We start from the raw sequence: 16,653 nt of genomic DNA on the forward strand, positions 1-16,653 counted from the left end.
GTAAACGCGACCCTTATACGGCCATCAGGTCCGCTTCTTTTTGCTTCACAGCCGATTCGATCTCCGCCACGAACTTGTCAGTCAGTTTCTGGATGTCGTCTGCCGCACGGCGCTCTTCGTCTTCGCTGATTTCCTTCTCCTTGACCAGGTCTTTCAACTGGCTCAAGGCATCGCGACGAATGTTGCGCACTGCTACACGGCCGTCCTCTGCCGCTTCACGCGCCTGCTTGGTGAAGCCCTTGCGGGTTTCTTCGGTCAGGGCAGGCATCGAAATCAGCAGCAACTCCCCCAGGTTGGTCGGGTTGAAGCCAAGGCCAGAGCTCTGGATTGCCTTGTCGACCGCTTGCAGCATGTTGCGCTCGAAAGCCACGACTTGCAGGGTACGGGAGTCCTTGACGGTGACGTTGGCCACTTGGTTCAGCGGAGTATCGGCGCCGTAGTAAGGCACCATCACGCCACCCAGGATGCTCGGGTGAGCCTGGCCTGTGCGGATCCGGCTGAATGCGTGATGCAGCGATTCCAGGGATTTCTGCATGCGCTCTTGAGCGTCTTTCTTGATTTCATTGATCATTATTCGCCTTCCTCGATCAGGGTCCCTTCAGCGCCGCCATGCACGATGTTCAGCAGGGCGCCGGGCTTGTTCATATTAAATACGCGCAACGGCATCTTGTGGTCACGGCACAGGCAAATGGCCGTCAGATCCATCACCCCCAGCTTGCGATCCAGCACTTCATCGTAGGTCAGATGATCGAACTTCTCGGCATGCGGGTCTTTGAATGGGTCAGCGGTATAGACACCGTCAACCTTGGTGGCCTTCAACACCACGTCGGCATTGATTTCGATGCCCCGCAGGCAGGCTGCCGAATCGGTGGTAAAGAACGGATTGCCGGTACCGGCCGCGAAAATCACCACGTCCTTGGCGTTCAGGTGACGCATGGCTTTGCGACGATCATAGTGATCCGTCACGCCTACCATGGAAATAGCCGACATCACGATGGCCGAGATATTCGCACGTTCCAGCGCGTCACGCATGGCCAAAGCGTTCATCACAGTGGCCAGCATGCCCATGTGGTCGCCTGTCACCCGATCCATCCCGGCAGCACTCAGCGCGGCACCACGGAACAGGTTGCCACCGCCGATCACCAGACCGACCTGAACGCCGATACCAACCAGCTGGCCGACTTCCAGCGCCATGCGGTCCAGCACCTTCGGATCGATCCCGAACTCTTCCGAGCCCATCAGGGCCTCGCCGCTAAGCTTGAGTAGAATGCGTTTATAGCGAGCCTGATAACCACTGCCCTGCTGAGCCATTGCGAATCTCTCCTGCGGCGTATTTTCAAAAATTCTTTGCAAGCTGTTTACAGCCAGCGTTCACTCTAGCTTGACGCTATCACAGCGCCATCGGAACACGGCTTTGTAAGCCAGTTCCGAAGGGAAACCAATCAAATTGATCACCCCATTTGAAAAGAGGCTGCGCGCGTGAGCGGGCAGCCTCTTCAGGGCGACAGTCAAAAACCGTCTTACTTCTTGCTGGCAGCCAGCTGGGCAGCAACTTCTTCAGCGAAGTTGTCGACCGGCTTCTCGATGCCTTCGCCTACCTGGAAGCGGGTAAAGGAAACGATTTCAGCGCCGCCTTTCTTGGCCAGCTCGCCAACGGTCACTTCAGGGTTCTTGACGAACGCCTGGTTGACCAGACTGGCTTCGGCGAGGAACTTGCTGATACGACCAGCAACCATTTTCTCGACGATTTCAGCAGGTTTGCCTTTGATCTTGTCTTCGTTGAGGCTCATGAAAACGCCTTTTTCGCGTTCGATGGCTTCAGCGGAAACTTGCGACGGCAGCAGGAACTCAGGGTTGCTGGCCGCTACGTGCATAGCGATGTCCTTGGCCAGTTCAACGTTGCCGCCTTTCAGTGCCACGACTACGCCGATCTTGTTGCCGTGCAGGTAAGAACCCACTACGTCAGCTTCGATACGCGCCAGACGACGGATGTTGACGTTCTCGCCTACTTTGCCAACCAGTGCTTCACGAGCCGGCTCTTGAGCGGCGATCAGCGGAGCTGCGTCGGTCAGTTTGTCGGCGAAAGCTTTTTCAACGCTGGCAGCGACGAAGTTCTTGAAGTCGTCTTGCAGAGCCAGGAAGTCGGTTTGCGAGTTGACTTCGATGATCACGGCAGCCTTGCCGTCTTCCTTGATGCTGATTGCGCCTTCAGCAGCAATGTTGCCTGCTTTCTTGGCAGCCTTGATAGCGCCCGAGGCACGCATGTCATCAATGGCTTTTTCGATGTCGCCGTCAGCCTTGGTCAAGGCTTTTTTGCAATCCATCATGCCTTCGCCAGTACGCTCACGCAGTTCTTTGACCAACGCTGCAGTAATCTCTGCCATTTTCAAAATCCTCTTGGATAGGTTTTCAACCATTCCACCCGAGCGAACGGGCGTTCAATTCTTGCCCCGAGCACACCTGGCAACCGCCGCATGACAAAACCCGCCACGGGCATTTGCAACAGATGGTTTTCGAGGTGGCAAAAAGGGGGCCAAGCCCCCTTTTTGCGTACTGAGTAAACGCTAAGCGCTAGTTACTCAGCCTTCAACTACCGCTGCCGGAGCGTCTTCGACGAACACTTCGGTGCCGCCAGCAACGTGGTTGCGACCACGGATTACCGCGTCAGCCATCGAACCCATGTACAGCTGGATAGCGCGGATTGCGTCATCGTTGCCTGGGATGATGTAGTCAACGCCGTCCGGGCTGCTGTTGGTATCGACAACGCCGATAACCGGGATGCCCAGCTTGTTGGCTTCGGTGATCGCGATGCGCTCGTGATCAACGTCGATAACGAACAGTGCGTCTGGCAGACCGCCCATGTCCTTGATACCACCCAGGCTACGATCCAGCTTCTCAAGATCGCGAGTGCGCATCAGCGCCTCTTTCTTGGTCAGCTTGGCGAAAGTACCGTCTTCGGCCTGGATTTCAAGGTCACGCAGACGCTTGATGGAAGCACGGATGGTTTTGAAGTTGGTCAGCATGCCGCCCAACCAGCGGTGATCGACGTACGGCGAACCGCAACGTGCTGCTTCTTCAGCAACGATCTTGCCAGCGGAACGCTTGGTGCCGACGAACAGAATCTTGTTTTTGCCCTGGGCCAGACGCTCTACGAAAGTCAGAGCTTCGTTGAACATTGGCAGGGTTTTTTCAAGGTTGATGATGTGGATCTTGTTACGCGCGCCGAAAATGTATTTACCCATTTTCGGGTTCCAGTAACGGGTTTGGTGACCGAAGTGGACACCGGCCTTCAGCATATCGCGCATGTTGACTTGGGACATGATAGTTCCTTGATAAGTCGGGTTAGGCCTCCACGTATCCCAATGACCAACCAGCAGCATCAAGCTGAAGGCACCCAGGTCATCGTGTCGACACGTGTGTGGGTTTAAGCCTTTCGGGGCATCCCCGGAAAGCGGCGCATTTTATACCATAGGAAAGGCGAAAACGAAACCAGGATTCACACTTCCTCGTGTCCGCTTTTGCCCTGACCTTGGAATCGGATCAGAATGCACCATTATTATAGAGTGAAGCGAAGGTCGGGCGGTCATGATTTGCCTCGACCGTCTGTTAGAATCGCATTTTTGGGACTGCGCTAGACGCAACATTCAGTCACGCAATCCCTCTTCCGTATTTATTTGCGCCATTGAGCGCTAGAGAGCCTGTATGACCGTCACCCTCAAAACCCCCGAGGACATCGCAAAAATGCGAGTCGCCGGCAAACTGGCCGCCGATGTGCTGGAAATGATCGCCCAACACGTCAAACCCGGCGTCACCACCGAAGAGCTGGACCGCATCTGCCACGACTATATCGTCAACGAGCAGCAAGCCATCCCTGCCCCGCTCAACTATAAAGGCTTCCCGAAGTCGATCTGCACCTCGATCAACCACGTGGTCTGCCACGGCATCCCGAACGAGAAACCGCTCAAGGATGGCGACACCCTGAACATCGACGTCACGGTCATCAAAGATGGCTATCACGGTGACACCAGCCGGATGTTCCACGTTGGCACTGTGCCAGTATGGGCCGAGCGTCTGTCGCACGTGACCCAGGAATGCATGTACAAGGCTATCGAACTGGTCAAGCCCGGCTGCCGCCTCGGCGACATCGGCGAAGTCATCCAGAAGCATGCCGAGAAGAACGGTTTCTCGGTGGTTCGCGAGTTCTGCGGCCACGGCATCGGCAAGGTGTTCCACGAAGAACCGCAGATCCTGCACTACGGTCGCGCCGGCACCGGCATGGAGCTCAAGGAAGGCATGACCTTCACCATCGAGCCGATGATCAACCAGGGCAAGGCCGACACCAAGGTCCTGGGCGATGGCTGGACCGCGATCACCAAGGACCGCAAGCTTTCGGCCCAGTGGGAACACACCCTGCTGGTGACCGCTACTGGCTACGAGATCTTCACCCTGCGCAGCGATGACACCATCCCTCGCGTCTCGGCCTGATCTGCCCCGCTGCTCCCTATAGAAAGAAAGGAAAGCCAATCGATGCCGCAGGTGGATCCAGAACTCTTCGACCGCGGCCAGTTCCAGGCTGAACTGGCCTTGAAGGCAAGCCCGATTGCGGCCTTCAAAAAGGCTATCCGTCAGGCCCGCGAGGTGCTTGATGGACGCTTTCGCAGCGGTCGGGATATCCGCCGGCTGATCGAGGATCGCGCCTGGTTCGTCGATAACATCCTGCAAAAGGCCTGGGAACAGTTCGACTGGAGCGAAGACGCCGACATCGCTCTGGTCGCTGTCGGCGGTTACGGGCGCGGCGAGTTGCACCCCTACTCCGACATCGACCTGCTGATCCTGCTGGACAGCGCCGATCACGAAATCTTCCGTGACTCCATCGAGCGTTTTCTGACGCTGCTGTGGGATATCGGTCTGGAAGTCGGGCAAAGCGTGCGTTCGGTGGACGAATGCGCAGAGGAGGCCCGAGCCGACCTGACAGTCGTCACCAACCTCATGGAAAGCCGCACCATTACCGGCCCCGAGCGGTTGCGCCAGCGCATGCTGGAAGTCACCAGCACCGCTCATATGTGGCCGAGCAAGGAGTTCTTCCTGGCCAAGCGCGCCGAACAAAAGGCCCGCCACCACAAGTACAACGATACCGAATACAACCTGGAACCCAACGTCAAAGGCTCGCCCGGCGGCCTGCGGGATATCCAGACCCTGCTCTGGGTCGCCCGGCGCCAGTACGGCACGCTGAACCTGCGCGCGCTGGCTGGCGAAGGCTTTCTGGTGGAGAGCGAGAACGCCCTGCTGGCATCGTCCCAGGAATTCCTCTGGAAAGTCCGCTACGCCCTGCACATGCTGGCCGGTCGCTCCGAAGACCGTCTGCTGTTCGACCACCAACGCTCGATCGCCGGCTTGCTGGGCTTTGAGGGCGAGGACGCCAAGCACACCATCGAAAGCTTCATGCAGCAGTACTACCGGGTGGTCATGAGCATCGCCCAGCTCAGCGACCTGATCATCCAGCACTTCGAGGAAATCATTCTCGCGCCGGAAGATGAAACGCCACCGCAACCGCTCAATTCGCGCTTCCAGCTGCATGACGGCTACATCGAAGTCACCCGGGTCAATGTGTTCAAACGCACTCCATTCGCCATGCTGGAAATGTTCCTGCTAATGGCCCAGCACCCGGAGATCAAAGGGGTTCGCGCCGATACCGTGCGCTTGCTGCGGGAAAACCGTCACTTGATCGACGATGATTTCCGTAATGACATTCGCAACACCAGCCTGTTCATCGAATTGTTCAAGTGCGAGATCGGCATCCACCGCAACCTGCGACGGATGAACAGGTACGGCATCCTCGGACGCTATTTGCCGGAGTTCGGCTTCATTGTCGGCCAGATGCAGCACGATCTGTTCCATATCTATACAGTCGATGCCCATACCCTGAACCTGATCAAACACCTGCGCAAACTGCAGTACACCCAGGCTTCCGAGAAATTCCCGCTGGCCAGCAAACTCATGGGCAAGCTGCCCAAGCCCGAGTTGATCTACCTGGCCGGCCTGTATCACGACATTGGCAAGGGTCGGCATGGCGATCATTCGGATATCGGCGCGGTGGATGCCGAGGCGTTTTGCGCGCGCCATCAACTTCCGCAATGGGACACCCGGCTGATTGTCTGGCTGGTGCAGAACCATCTGGTGATGTCGACTACTGCCCAGCGCAAGGATCTTTCCGACCCGCAGGTAATCCATGACTTCGCGCAGATCGTCGGTGACGAAACCCATCTTGATTACCTGTACGTGCTGACCGTCGCCGACATCAACGCGACCAACCCGACCTTGTGGAATTCCTGGCGCGCCAGCCTGTTGCGTCAGCTCTACACCGAGACCAAGCGCGCCTTGCGCCGCGGCCTGGAAAACCCGGTGGACCGCGAAGAGCAAATCCGCCAGACCCAGAGTGCCGCTCTGGATATCCTGGTGCGCGGCGGCACCGATCCGGACGACGTCGAGCAACTCTGGGCGCAACTGGGCGATGACTATTTCCTGCGCCATACCGCCGGCGACGTGGCCTGGCACAGCGATGCGATCCTGCAGCAACCGGCCGACGGCGGCCCGCTGGTGCTGATCAAGGAAACCACCCAGCGCGAATTCGAGGGTGGAACCCAGATCTTCATCTATGCGCCGGATCAGCACGACTTCTTTGCCGTGACCGTGGCCGCAATGGACCAGCTCAACCTGAACATTCATGACGCTCGAGTCATCACCTCCAGCAGTCAGTTCACCCTCGACACCTATATTGTGCTCGACACCGACGGCGACTCGATCGGCGATAACCCGACACGGGTCAAGCAGATTCGCGACGGCCTGACCGAAGCCCTGCGCAACCCGGACGATTACCCGACCATCATCCAGCGCCGGGTACCGCGCCAGCTCAAGCACTTCGCTTTCCCGCCCCAGGTCACCATCCACAACGATGCCCAGCGTCCGGTGACGGTTCTCGAACTGAGTGCCCCGGATCGGCCTGGCCTGCTGGCGCGGATCGGCAACATCTTCCTCGAGTTCGACCTGTCGCTGCAGAACGCCAAGATCGCCACCCTCGGCGAGCGAGTGGAAGACGTATTTTTCATTACCGATGCCAATAACCAGCCGCTTTCAGACCCGCAGTTGTGCAGCCGTTTGCAGGACGCAATCGTCGAACAGCTGAGCGTCAGCCATGAACCGCATATCGAACTGTCGCGCATCAGCATTTAGCCGCGCGCCATGACCTGAGTGAGATCCGCCAGCAATGAACAACGCTCTGAACCAGTTGCAGCCCTACCCGTTCGAAAAACTTCGCGCTCTGCTCGGGGCCGTGCAGCCCGCAGCAGACAAACGCCCGATCGCCCTGTCCATCGGTGAGCCGAAACACCGCTCGCCGGGCTTTGTCGCCGAAGCGCTGGCCAGCAACCTGGACCAGATGGCGGTGTACCCGACCACACTGGGTATTGCAGCCCTGCGCGAAGCGATCGCTCACTGGTGCGAGCGCCGTTTCAGCGTTCCTGCCGGCTGGCTCGACCCGGCGCGCAACGTGCTGCCGGTCAACGGTACTCGTGAGGCGCTATTCGCCTTCACCCAGACCGTGGTCGATCGCAGCGATGAAGCGCTGGTGATCAGCCCGAACCCCTTCTACCAGATCTACGAAGGTGCAGCCTTCCTTGCCGGGGCCCAGCCGCATTATCTGCCATGCCTCGACGAAAACGGCTTCAACCCGAATTTCGACGCGGTGCCGGCCGAAATCTGGCAGCGCTGCCAGATCCTGTTCCTGTGCTCGCCGGGCAACCCGACCGGCGCGCTGATCCCGCTGGACACCCTGAAAAAGCTGATCGCCCTGGCCGACGAATTCGACTTCGTGATCGCTGCCGACGAGTGCTACAGCGAGCTGTACTTCGACGAACAAACGCCACCTCCCGGCCTGCTCAGCGCCTGCGTCGCACTGGGCCGCAAGGACTTCAAGCGCTGCGTGGTGTTCCACAGTCTGTCCAAACGCTCCAACCTGCCTGGCCTGCGTTCCGGTTTCGTCGCCGGCGATGCCGAGGTGCTCAAAGCGTTCCTGCTGTACCGCACCTACCATGGCTGCGCCATGCCGGTTCAGACTCAGCTCGCAAGTATTGCGGCATGGAACGACGAAGAACATGTACGCGCCAACCGCACGCTGTATCGGGAAAAATTCGATGCGGTACTGGAGATACTGAGCCCGGTACTTGATGTACAGCGCCCGGATGGCGGCTTTTACCTATGGCCTAACGTAGAAGGCGACGACGCCGAGTTCTGCCGCGAACTGTTTGCGCAGGAGCACGTGACGGTGGTGCCAGGCTCGTACCTGTCCCGTGAAGTCGACGGTTTTAATCCGGGCGCCGGCCGCGTGCGGATGGCGTTGGTTGCACCTTTGGCCGAGTGTGTTGAAGCTGCACAGCGAATTCGTTCTTTTATTACTCGCAACAAGTAATCCAATTAGAGTCCCGCATTACGCAATGTAATGCGGGACTCCCTCTATTTAAATATCAAGTCACACACCCTCCAGCATTTAATTTAACTTGATCCTTATCCCGAGCTACTCTTCAACTGAGAAAACATCACACTCTCCGTCAGGTCATGCGCCAAACAATCGGCAAACACGTTAAAGCAAGAATCAACCCTTGCTCACGAACGGGCTTATTTCATATAGACCAGACATTAACCAGTTTTCGGGAATATTGACAATGACATCATCGCCTCCCTGCAAAGCGACAACGCCTGTTAGCCAACAGGCTTCGTATGAAGCAGCCATCAATGAACGGCAAAATAATGCCCCGCAAAGCAACTCTAAAAGACCAAAACGCAACATAGGTGTCCATACCAAGTACTGGACGCCGGGAAGGACGCTTAAAATTGCGATGTATGACGCTGACGAAGAAGTCACACAGGCCGTCAAAACAGCCGCCAGCAAATGGCTACCCTGTATCAACCTTGAATTCGAGTTTGTAGAAGGTGAAGATGGCGATATTCGAATAGCCATTAATTACCGCGGCGCAGGCGGTGGCAGCACTGTAATAGGAACAGATGCGCTAACCATTGCCCCTGGGCTCCCAACCATGTCTCTGGACTGGAAACCCAACGACTCTAGATTCGAATATATTGTCTTGCATGAATTTGGGCACGCATTAGGTGCAGCACATGCACACCAACATCCAGACTCAGGAATTCCCTGGGATATACCCAAGACATATGAGAGCTGCAAGCAAAAATTTGGCTGGACGAAAGAGCACGTAGACAACAACCTTTTACCCCTACCTAGAGACGAAAAATATACTTACGAACCCTATGACGGAGACTCGGTCATGCATTACGAGATCATCGACGACTGGACAACTGGAAACTGGGGACAATCAGCGAGCGGGCAAATTAGCGCTGGCGATATCGCGCTGATGCGCAAGGCTTACCCCAAATAACTCCAGTGGATAGAACCAATGTTCAACGTTCTTCGTTGAACATTGGGCCCGATTATTTCACTTATCCCAGATTCGCCTCATTCAAATCCAGCTCACCCAATACCTCACACAACACATCATCACTCATCCGATTGTGGCGACTCAGCCTATACAGCTCCAGGCACTGAAATAGCACACACCAGGCAAGAGTTCGCCATTGAAGTGCCATATTTGTCGCTTATGCTTCCAGCTGACCGCTGCACAAAAGTCGCGGTTGACCCGGGACCTGGTAACACAATGCGACAAAGGTCGTCCGACGCCGACGCCGAAACCGCCCGGTCATGGCATAATCCTTCACCTTTCGTTTCCAGCACCTGCAAAGGGGGCAATTCCTTGACCGCTTCAAGCAAAACGTTGCACCTTTTCGGCATCAAAGCCTGCGACACCATGAAAAAGGCGCGCACCTGGCTCGATGAAAACGCTGTCAGCTATGACTTCCATGATTACAAAACGGTCGGAATCGACCGTGAACACCTGACCCAGTGGTGCAACGAGCACGGCTGGCAAGTGGTATTGAACCGTGCAGGCACGACCTTTCGCAAACTCGAAGACGAACGCAAAGCCGATCTCGACCAGGCGAAAGCCATTGAACTGATGCTCGCACAACCCTCGATGATCAAGCGCCCGGTGCTCGATCTCGGTGACAGAACCCTGATTGGCTTCAAGCCAGATATCTACGCGGCAGCTTTTGCATAAGCCTGCCCGTTCATTATTGTAAGAGGTAACTACATGTCCATTACCCTGTTCAGCCTGGCATTTGGTGTCGGCACCCAGAATCGTCAAGGCGCGTGGCTGGAAGTGTTTTATGCCCAGCCTTTGCTCAATCCATCGGCCGAGCTGATTGCCGCCGTTGCTCCGATCCTGGGTTACACCGAAGGTAACCAGGCCATCGCCTTCACCACCGCTCAAGCCGCGCAACTGGCCGAAGCCTTGAAGGCCGTCGATGCCACTCAAGCCGCGTTGCTGACCCGCCTGGCTGAAAGCCATAAGCCGTTGGTCGCCACCTTGCTGGCAGAAGACGCAGCGCTGAGCTCCACCCCTGAGGCCTATCTCAAGCTGCACCTGCTCTCCCATCGCCTGGTCAAGCCCCACGGCCTGAATCTGGCAGGGATCTTCCCGCTGCTGCCTAACGTGGCCTGGACCAGCCAGGGCGCGATCGACCTGAGCGAACTGGCCGAGCATCAGCTCGAAGCCCGTCTGCGCGGCGAGTTGCTGGAAGTGTTCTCGGTGGACAAGTTCCCGAAAATGACCGACTACGTGGTACCGGCCGGCGTGCGTATCGCTGATGCCTCGCGGATTCGCCTGGGCGCCTATGTCGGCGAAGGCACCACCGTGATGCACGAAGGCTTCGTCAACTTCAACGCCGGCACCGAAGGCCCGGGCATGATCGAAGGCCGCGTCTCGGCGGGCGTATTCGTCGGCAAGGGTTCGGATCTGGGCGGCGGCTGCTCGACCATGGGCACGTTGTCCGGCGGTGGCAACATCACCATCAAGGTCGGCGAAGGCTGCCTGATCGGCGCCAACGCCGGGATCGGCATTCCATTGGGCGACCGCAACACCGTCGAGTCCGGCCTGTACGTGACCGCCGGGACCAAAGTGGCGCTGCTCGACGAAAACAATCAACTGGTCAAAGTGGTCAAGGCCCGCGAACTGGCCGGTCAATCCGACCTGCTGTTCCGCCGCAATTCGCAGACCGGTGCCGTGGAATGCAAAACCCACAAATCGGCCATCGAACTGAACGAAGCGCTGCACGCTCACAACTAAGCAGCGACTCGATGCCACAGCAGTGACTGGGCGCGTATCATCAGCGCCCGGCCTCCTGCTCAAACGAGTCTCGACCACCATGCTTGTGCCCTCTCCCTGGCGCGCCGACTTTCCGGCCATCGCCGCTCTGCAACGGCAAGACCAGACCTATCTGGACAACGCCGCCACCACTCAGAAACCCCAAGCCCTGCTGGATGCCCTGACGCACTACTACGCCAACGGCGCGGCCAATGTGCATCGAGCCCAACACCTGCCCGGCGCTCACGCCACCCAGGCGTTCGAGGACAGTCGCGGCAAGGTTGCCCAGTGGCTGAATGCCAGCGATCAGGGGCAGATCATTTTTACCCACGGCGCGACCTCCGCGCTGAACCTCCTGGCCTATGGCCTGGAACACCAATTCAATCCGGGCGATGAAATCGTCATCAGCGCCCTGGAACACCATGCCAACCTGTTGCCCTGGCAACAGCTGGCCCTGCGTCGCGACCTTGAGCTGATTGTCCTGCCATTGAACGCCGATGGCCTGATCGATCTCGAGGCCGCAGCCAGCCTGATCGGCCCGCGCACTCGCCTGCTGGCGGTCAGCCAGTTGTCCAACGTACTCGGCGCCTGGCAGCCATTGCCGGCACTGTTGACGATGGCCAAGGCCCATGACGCGCTGACCGTGGTCGATGGCGCTCAGGGCGTCGTCCATGGCCGCCACGATGTGCAGGCTCTAGGTTGCGACTTCTATGTGTTTTCCAGTCACAAGCTCTATGGGCCGGACGGGCTCGGCGTGCTGTATGGCCGCAATGAGGCATTGCGCCAGCTGCGGCACTGGCAATTCGGCGGTGAAATGGTGCAGAACGCCGACTATCAGCACGCTTCCTTCCGCCCAGCCCCGCTCGGTTTCGAAGCCGGAACGCCGCCGATTGCCAGCGTTATCGGGCTTGGCGCGACCCTCGATTACCTGAGCGGGCTCGATCAGCAAGCGGTAAACGCCCATGAGGCCGCCTTGCATGCCTATCTGCTGCACGGTCTACAGGCGCGCAAAGGCATTCGCCTGTTGGGCAAACCGCAGTTGGCGCTGGCCAGCTTTGTCGTCGAGGGTGTGCATAACTCTGACGTTGCGCATTTGCTGACCGAGCAGGGCATTGCCGTGCGTGCCGGCCATCATTGCGCGATGCCATTGCTGAAAAGCTTCGGCCTGCCGGGGGCGATTCGGGTCTCCCTGGCGTTGTATAACGATTCCGAAGACCTGGAGCGCTTCTTTACCGCGTTGGATCAAGCCCTGGAGCTGCTGCGATGAGCCTGCCCGGTGAAGCACTGAGCGCGCTGAAAACCTTCCAGGCCGCCGCCGGCTGGGAGCAGCGCGCACGTCTGCTGATGCAGTGGGGCGACCGGCTGCCGGCCTTGAACGAGGCAGACAAGACCGATGCCAGCCGGGTGCATGGCTGTGAAAGTCAGGTCTGGTTGATCGGCACCTTGCAGGACGGTCACTGGCAGTTTGCTGCGAGCAGCGATGCGCGGTTGATTCGCGGCTTGGTGGCGCTGCTGCTGGTGCGGGTCAACGGGTTGTCGGCGCAAGAATTACAGCAGGTGGATTTGCCGGAATGGTTCAACCAGCTGGGATTGTCGCGGCAGTTGTCGCCATCGCGCAGCAATGGCTTGAATGCGGTGTTGCAGCGGATGCAGAGCCTCAGCGACGTGTAGGGGCTCCCGGTCAACCTTCAAACCACAGGTTTAACCCGTTCCGCCGGCCGCCGCACGCCCGCAACAATCTTGTCCACCGCCTTGGTCGCCGCGACCATGCCGAAGGTCGCCGTGACCATCATCACCGCGCCAAAACCACCGGCGCAGTCGAGCTTTACCCCATCACCGACAAAACTTTTCTGCAGGCAAATGCTGCCATCCGGTTTCGGATAGCGCAGTTGTTCGGTGGAAAACACACAGGGCACGCTGTAATGACGGGTCACGGTGCGCGAGAAGCCGTAATCGCGGCGCAGGGTGGAGCGGACCTTGGAAGCCAGCGGGTCATTGAAGGTGCGGTTCAGGTCACAGACTTGAATCAGCGTCGGATCGATCTGCCCGCCGGCACCGCCGGTGGTGATGATCTGGATCTTGCGGCGCTTGCACCAGGCGATCAGCGCCGCCTTGGCGTTGACGCTGTCGATGCAGTCGATCACGCAATCGATGTCCGGGGTGATGTACTCGGCCATGGTCTCGCGAGTGACGAAGTCAGCCACCGCATGCACCGTGCAATCCGGGTTGATCCCGCGCAGGCGTTCGGCCATCACCTCGACCTTGGCCCGGCCGACAGTACTGTCCAATGCGTGCAACTGGCGATTGCTGTTGCTGACACACACGTCATCAAGGTCGAACAACGAGATCTCGCCCACCCCGCAGCGGGCGATGGCTTCCGCCGCCCAGGAGCCGACTCCGCCCACCCCAATGATTGCCACATGGGCCGCGCGCAAACGCGCAAGGCCTTCGATGCCATACAAACGGGCGACGCCAGCAAACCGCGGATCTTCTGCACTCATGACCATTACCCCAAAAACCGGCGCGCATTATAGGCCCGATGCCCGCCAAGAGCATCTTTACGCTATGAACGGCAGCCAAGCCTGTTCTAATGGGCTACGCATCACTGCGATTTAAGCTACAACACCGCAAGCCAAGAACTTTAATCGACTTGAATTGCCCAAGTTCGGACCTTTCCCTGTCCGCTGTACGGTCAATTGAGGGCCAGTGTAGGATGCGCGCCGTTTGGCACCTGCCGGCAGTTCTTCGTTCCACACCCTTTGGAACCCGAAATAGCTATGTCATCGCGTAAATTTGGACTCAATCTGGTGGTGGTGCTGGCAATTGCCGCGCTGTTCACCGGTTTCTGGGCGCTGGTCAACCGCCCGGTCACAACGCCCAACTGGCCTGAACAAATCTCCGGTTTTTCTTACTCGCCCTTCCAGCAAGGCCAGTACCCACAGAGAAACCAGTACCCGTCCGACGATGAAATGCGTCGCGACCTGGAGATCATGAGCAAGCAGACAGACAATATCCGCACCTACTCGGTGGACGGCACCCTGGGCGACATTCCCAAGCTGGCCGAAGAGTTTGGCCTGCGAGTGACCCTTGGGATCTGGATCAGTCCGGATCTGGAGCGCAACGAACGCGAAATCCAGCGCGCCATCGAGATCGCCAACAGTTCCCGCAGCGTGGTGCGAGTCGTTGTCGGTAACGAAGCGATCTACCGCAAGGAAATCACCGCTGAGCAATTGAGCGTGATGCTTGATCGAGTGCGCGCGGCAGTCAAAGTGCCAGTGACCACTTCCGAACAGTGGCACGTCTGGGAAGAGAACCCGAGCCTGGCCAGGCACGTCGACCTGATCGCTGCCCACGTCCTGCCCTACTGGGAGTTTGTGCCGGTGGAAGAGGCCGGTCAGTTTGTCCTCGATCGCGCCCGTGATCTGAAAAAGATGTTCCCGAAAAAACCTTTGCTGCTGTCCGAGGTCGGCTGGCCGAGCAATGGCCGCATGCGTGGCGGTGCTGACGCGACCCCGGCCGATCAGGCGATTTACTTGCGCACCCTGGTGAACAAGCTCAATCGCCAGGGTTACAACTACTTCGTGATCGAAGCCTTCGACCAGCCGTGGAAGGCCAGCGATGAAGGTTCGGTGGGCGCCTACTGGGGCGTGTACAACGCCGCACGCCAGCAGAAATTCAACTTCGAAGGACCCGTGGTCGCGATCCCGCAGTGGCGGGTCCTGGCCGTCGGCTCAGTGGTGCTGGCGATGCTCTCGCTGGCTTTGTTGTTGATCGACGGCTCGGCCCTGCGCCAGCGTGGCCGGACCTTCCTGACCTTTATCGCGTTCCTCTGCGGTTCGGTGCTGGTGTGGATCGGTTACGACTACAGCCAGCAATACAGCACCTGGTTCAGCCTGACAGTGGGCTTCCTGCTCGCCCTCGGTGCGCTCGGGGTGTTTATCGTGTTGCTGACCGAGGCCCACGAACTGGCCGAGGCAGTCTGGACCCATAAACGCCGGCGTGAATTCCTGCCCGTGGTGGGCGATTCGGACTACCGACCGAAAGTCTCGATCCACGTGCCCTGCTACAACGAGCCACCGGAGATGGTCAAACAGACCCTCAACGCCCTGGCCAACCTCGACTATCCGGACTTCGAAGTCCTGATCATCGACAACAACACCAAGGACCCGGCGGTCTGGGAACCGGTGCAGGCCTACTGCGAAACCCTCGGTCCGCGCTTCAAGTTCTTCCATGTCGCGCCACTGGCCGGCTTCAAGGGCGGCGCGCTGAACTATCTGATTCCGCACACCGCTCCCGATGCAGAAGTCATCGCCGTGATCGACTCCGATTACTGCGTCGACCCGAACTGGCTCAAGCACATGGTGCCGCACTTCGCCGACCCGAAAATCGCCGTGGTGCAATCACCGCAGGACTATCGCGACCAGAACGAAAGCACCTTCAAGAAGCTCTGCTACTCGGAATACAAGGGTTTCTTCCATATCGGCATGATCACCCGCAACGACCGTGATGCGATCATCCAGCACGGCACCATGACCATGACCCGCCGTTCAGTGCTCGAAGAACTGGGCTGGGCCGATTGGTGCATCTGTGAAGACGCCGAACTGGGTCTGCGGATCTTCGAAAAAGGTTTGTCGGCTGCGTATTACCACACCAGCTATGGCAAAGGCCTGATGCCCGATACCTTTATCGACTTCAAGAAACAGCGTTTCCGCTGGGCCTATGGGGCGATTCAGATCATCAAGCGGCACACCGCCAGCCTGATTCGCGGTAAAGACACCGAACTGACCCGTGGCCAGCGCTATCACTTCCTCGCGGGCTGGTTGCCGTGGGTTGCGGACGGCATGAACATTTTCTTCACCGTCGGTGCCCTGCTGTGGTCGGCGGCGATGATCATCGTGCCGCAACGGGTCGATCCGCCGCTGCTGATCTTCGCGATCCCGCCCCTGGCGCTGTTCGTATTCAAGGTCGGCAAGATCATCTTCCTCTACCGTCGTGCGGTCGGGGTCAACCTGAAAGATGCCTTCGCAGCGGCACTCGCCGGCCTGGCGTTGTCTCACACCATCGCCAAAGCGGTGTTGTACGGGTTCTTCACCAGCAGCATTCCGTTCTTCCGTACGCCGAAAAATGCCGACAATCACGGTTTTTGGGTAGCGATTTCGGAAGCCCGGGAAGAGATGTTCATCATGCTGATGTTGTGGGGCGCGGCGCTGGGCATCTGCCTGGTGCAGGGCTTGCCAAGCTACGACATGCGCTTCTGGGTCGCCATGCTGCTGGTACAGTCGCTGCCGTACCTGGCGGCGCTGATCATGGCCTTCCTGTCTTCGCTGCCAAAACCGGTGGCGGCGAGCGAGCCGGCACCTGCTTGATCCGTTATTAGATAACGTCA

General features: G+C 58.4%; 14 protein-coding genes. 9 read left to right on the plus strand and 5 right to left on the minus strand.

Translation table 11 applies throughout. From position 1 onward, the window contains the following. Window positions 1-13: 13 nt before the first annotated feature. The 4 genes from frr to rpsB all read right to left on the minus strand — a co-directional run bounded on the left by frr (window position 14) and on the right by rpsB (window position 3,320). Entirely contained in the window at window positions 14-571 is a 558-nt protein-coding gene (gene frr / locus ACA064_RS26125) for a ribosome recycling factor (RefSeq protein WP_497670703.1), read from the minus strand. Further along, the gene (gene pyrH, locus ACA064_RS26130; protein ID WP_150644510.1) at window positions 571-1,311 is read right to left on the minus strand and encodes a UMP kinase; all 741 of its coding nucleotides are present in this window, start codon (window positions 1,309-1,311) and stop codon (window positions 571-573) included. The genes frr and pyrH overlap by 1 nt, the downstream gene beginning before the upstream one ends. Window positions 1,312-1,520: 209 nt before the next feature. Next, window positions 1,521-2,384 (minus strand): translation elongation factor Ts, encoded by an 864-nt coding sequence (tsf, locus tag ACA064_RS26135; protein ID WP_497670704.1) that lies wholly within the window; start codon window positions 2,382-2,384, stop codon window positions 1,521-1,523. Window positions 2,385-2,579: 195 nt separating this feature from the next. Then, the gene (gene rpsB / locus ACA064_RS26140) at window positions 2,580-3,320 is read right to left on the minus strand and encodes a 30S ribosomal protein S2 (protein WP_150644508.1); all 741 of its coding nucleotides are present in this window, start codon (window positions 3,318-3,320) and stop codon (window positions 2,580-2,582) included. 382 nt (window positions 3,321-3,702) lie between these two features. On the opposite strand from rpsB, the gene map reads away from it, so the two are divergent. The 8 genes from map (at window position 3,703) to ACA064_RS26180 (ending at window position 12,938) form a co-directional block, all read left to right on the plus strand. Then, entirely contained in the window at window positions 3,703-4,485 is a 783-nt protein-coding gene (gene map / locus ACA064_RS26145) for a type I methionyl aminopeptidase (RefSeq protein ID WP_497670705.1), read from the plus strand. A 42-nt stretch (window positions 4,486-4,527) separates the two neighbouring features. After that, complete coding sequence (locus tag ACA064_RS26150) at window positions 4,528-7,230, plus strand: [protein-PII] uridylyltransferase (protein ID WP_497670706.1); 2,703 nt, start codon at window positions 4,528-4,530, stop codon at window positions 7,228-7,230. A 34-nt stretch (window positions 7,231-7,264) separates the two neighbouring features. Next, window positions 7,265-8,464: a succinyldiaminopimelate transaminase gene (gene dapC / locus ACA064_RS26155; protein ID WP_497670707.1), complete on the plus strand. Its 1,200-nt coding sequence runs from the start codon at window positions 7,265-7,267 to the stop codon at window positions 8,462-8,464. 253 nt (window positions 8,465-8,717) lie between these two features. Next, the gene (locus ACA064_RS26160; protein ID WP_497670708.1) at window positions 8,718-9,446 is read left to right on the plus strand and encodes a matrixin family metalloprotease; all 729 of its coding nucleotides are present in this window, start codon (window positions 8,718-8,720) and stop codon (window positions 9,444-9,446) included. Between the two features lie 372 nt (window positions 9,447-9,818). Next, window positions 9,819-10,181 carry an ArsC family reductase gene (locus ACA064_RS26165; protein WP_497670709.1) on the plus strand — a complete coding sequence of 121 codons (363 nt, stop codon included), beginning with the start codon at window positions 9,819-9,821 and terminating at the stop codon, window positions 10,179-10,181. A 33-nt stretch (window positions 10,182-10,214) separates the two neighbouring features. Then, window positions 10,215-11,249 (plus strand): 2,3,4,5-tetrahydropyridine-2,6-dicarboxylate N-succinyltransferase, encoded by a 1,035-nt coding sequence (dapD, locus tag ACA064_RS26170; RefSeq protein ID WP_497670710.1) that lies wholly within the window; start codon window positions 10,215-10,217, stop codon window positions 11,247-11,249. A gap of 79 nt (window positions 11,250-11,328) precedes the next feature. Next, the gene (locus tag ACA064_RS26175) at window positions 11,329-12,534 is read left to right on the plus strand and encodes an aminotransferase class V-fold PLP-dependent enzyme (protein WP_497670711.1); all 1,206 of its coding nucleotides are present in this window, start codon (window positions 11,329-11,331) and stop codon (window positions 12,532-12,534) included. Further along, window positions 12,531-12,938, plus strand: a complete 408-nt coding sequence (locus tag ACA064_RS26180; protein ID WP_497670712.1) for a SufE family protein — start codon at window positions 12,531-12,533, stop codon at window positions 12,936-12,938. Before ACA064_RS26175 ends, ACA064_RS26180 begins: the two co-directional genes overlap by 4 nt. 17 nt (window positions 12,939-12,955) lie before the next feature. Here ACA064_RS26180 and tcdA read toward each other — a convergent pair whose 3' ends face one another. After that, window positions 12,956-13,768 (minus strand): tRNA cyclic N6-threonylcarbamoyladenosine(37) synthase TcdA, encoded by an 813-nt coding sequence (tcdA, locus tag ACA064_RS26185; protein ID WP_497670713.1) that lies wholly within the window; start codon window positions 13,766-13,768, stop codon window positions 12,956-12,958. Between the two features lie 276 nt (window positions 13,769-14,044). Here tcdA and ACA064_RS26190 point away from each other — a divergent pair, with 276 nt between their 5' ends. Continuing rightward, window positions 14,045-16,633 (plus strand): glycosyltransferase, encoded by a 2,589-nt coding sequence (locus tag ACA064_RS26190; RefSeq protein ID WP_497670714.1) that lies wholly within the window; start codon window positions 14,045-14,047, stop codon window positions 16,631-16,633. The last annotated feature ends 20 nt before the right edge of the window (window positions 16,634-16,653 follow it).

The organism is Pseudomonas sp. LBUM1658, assembly GCF_059716055.1.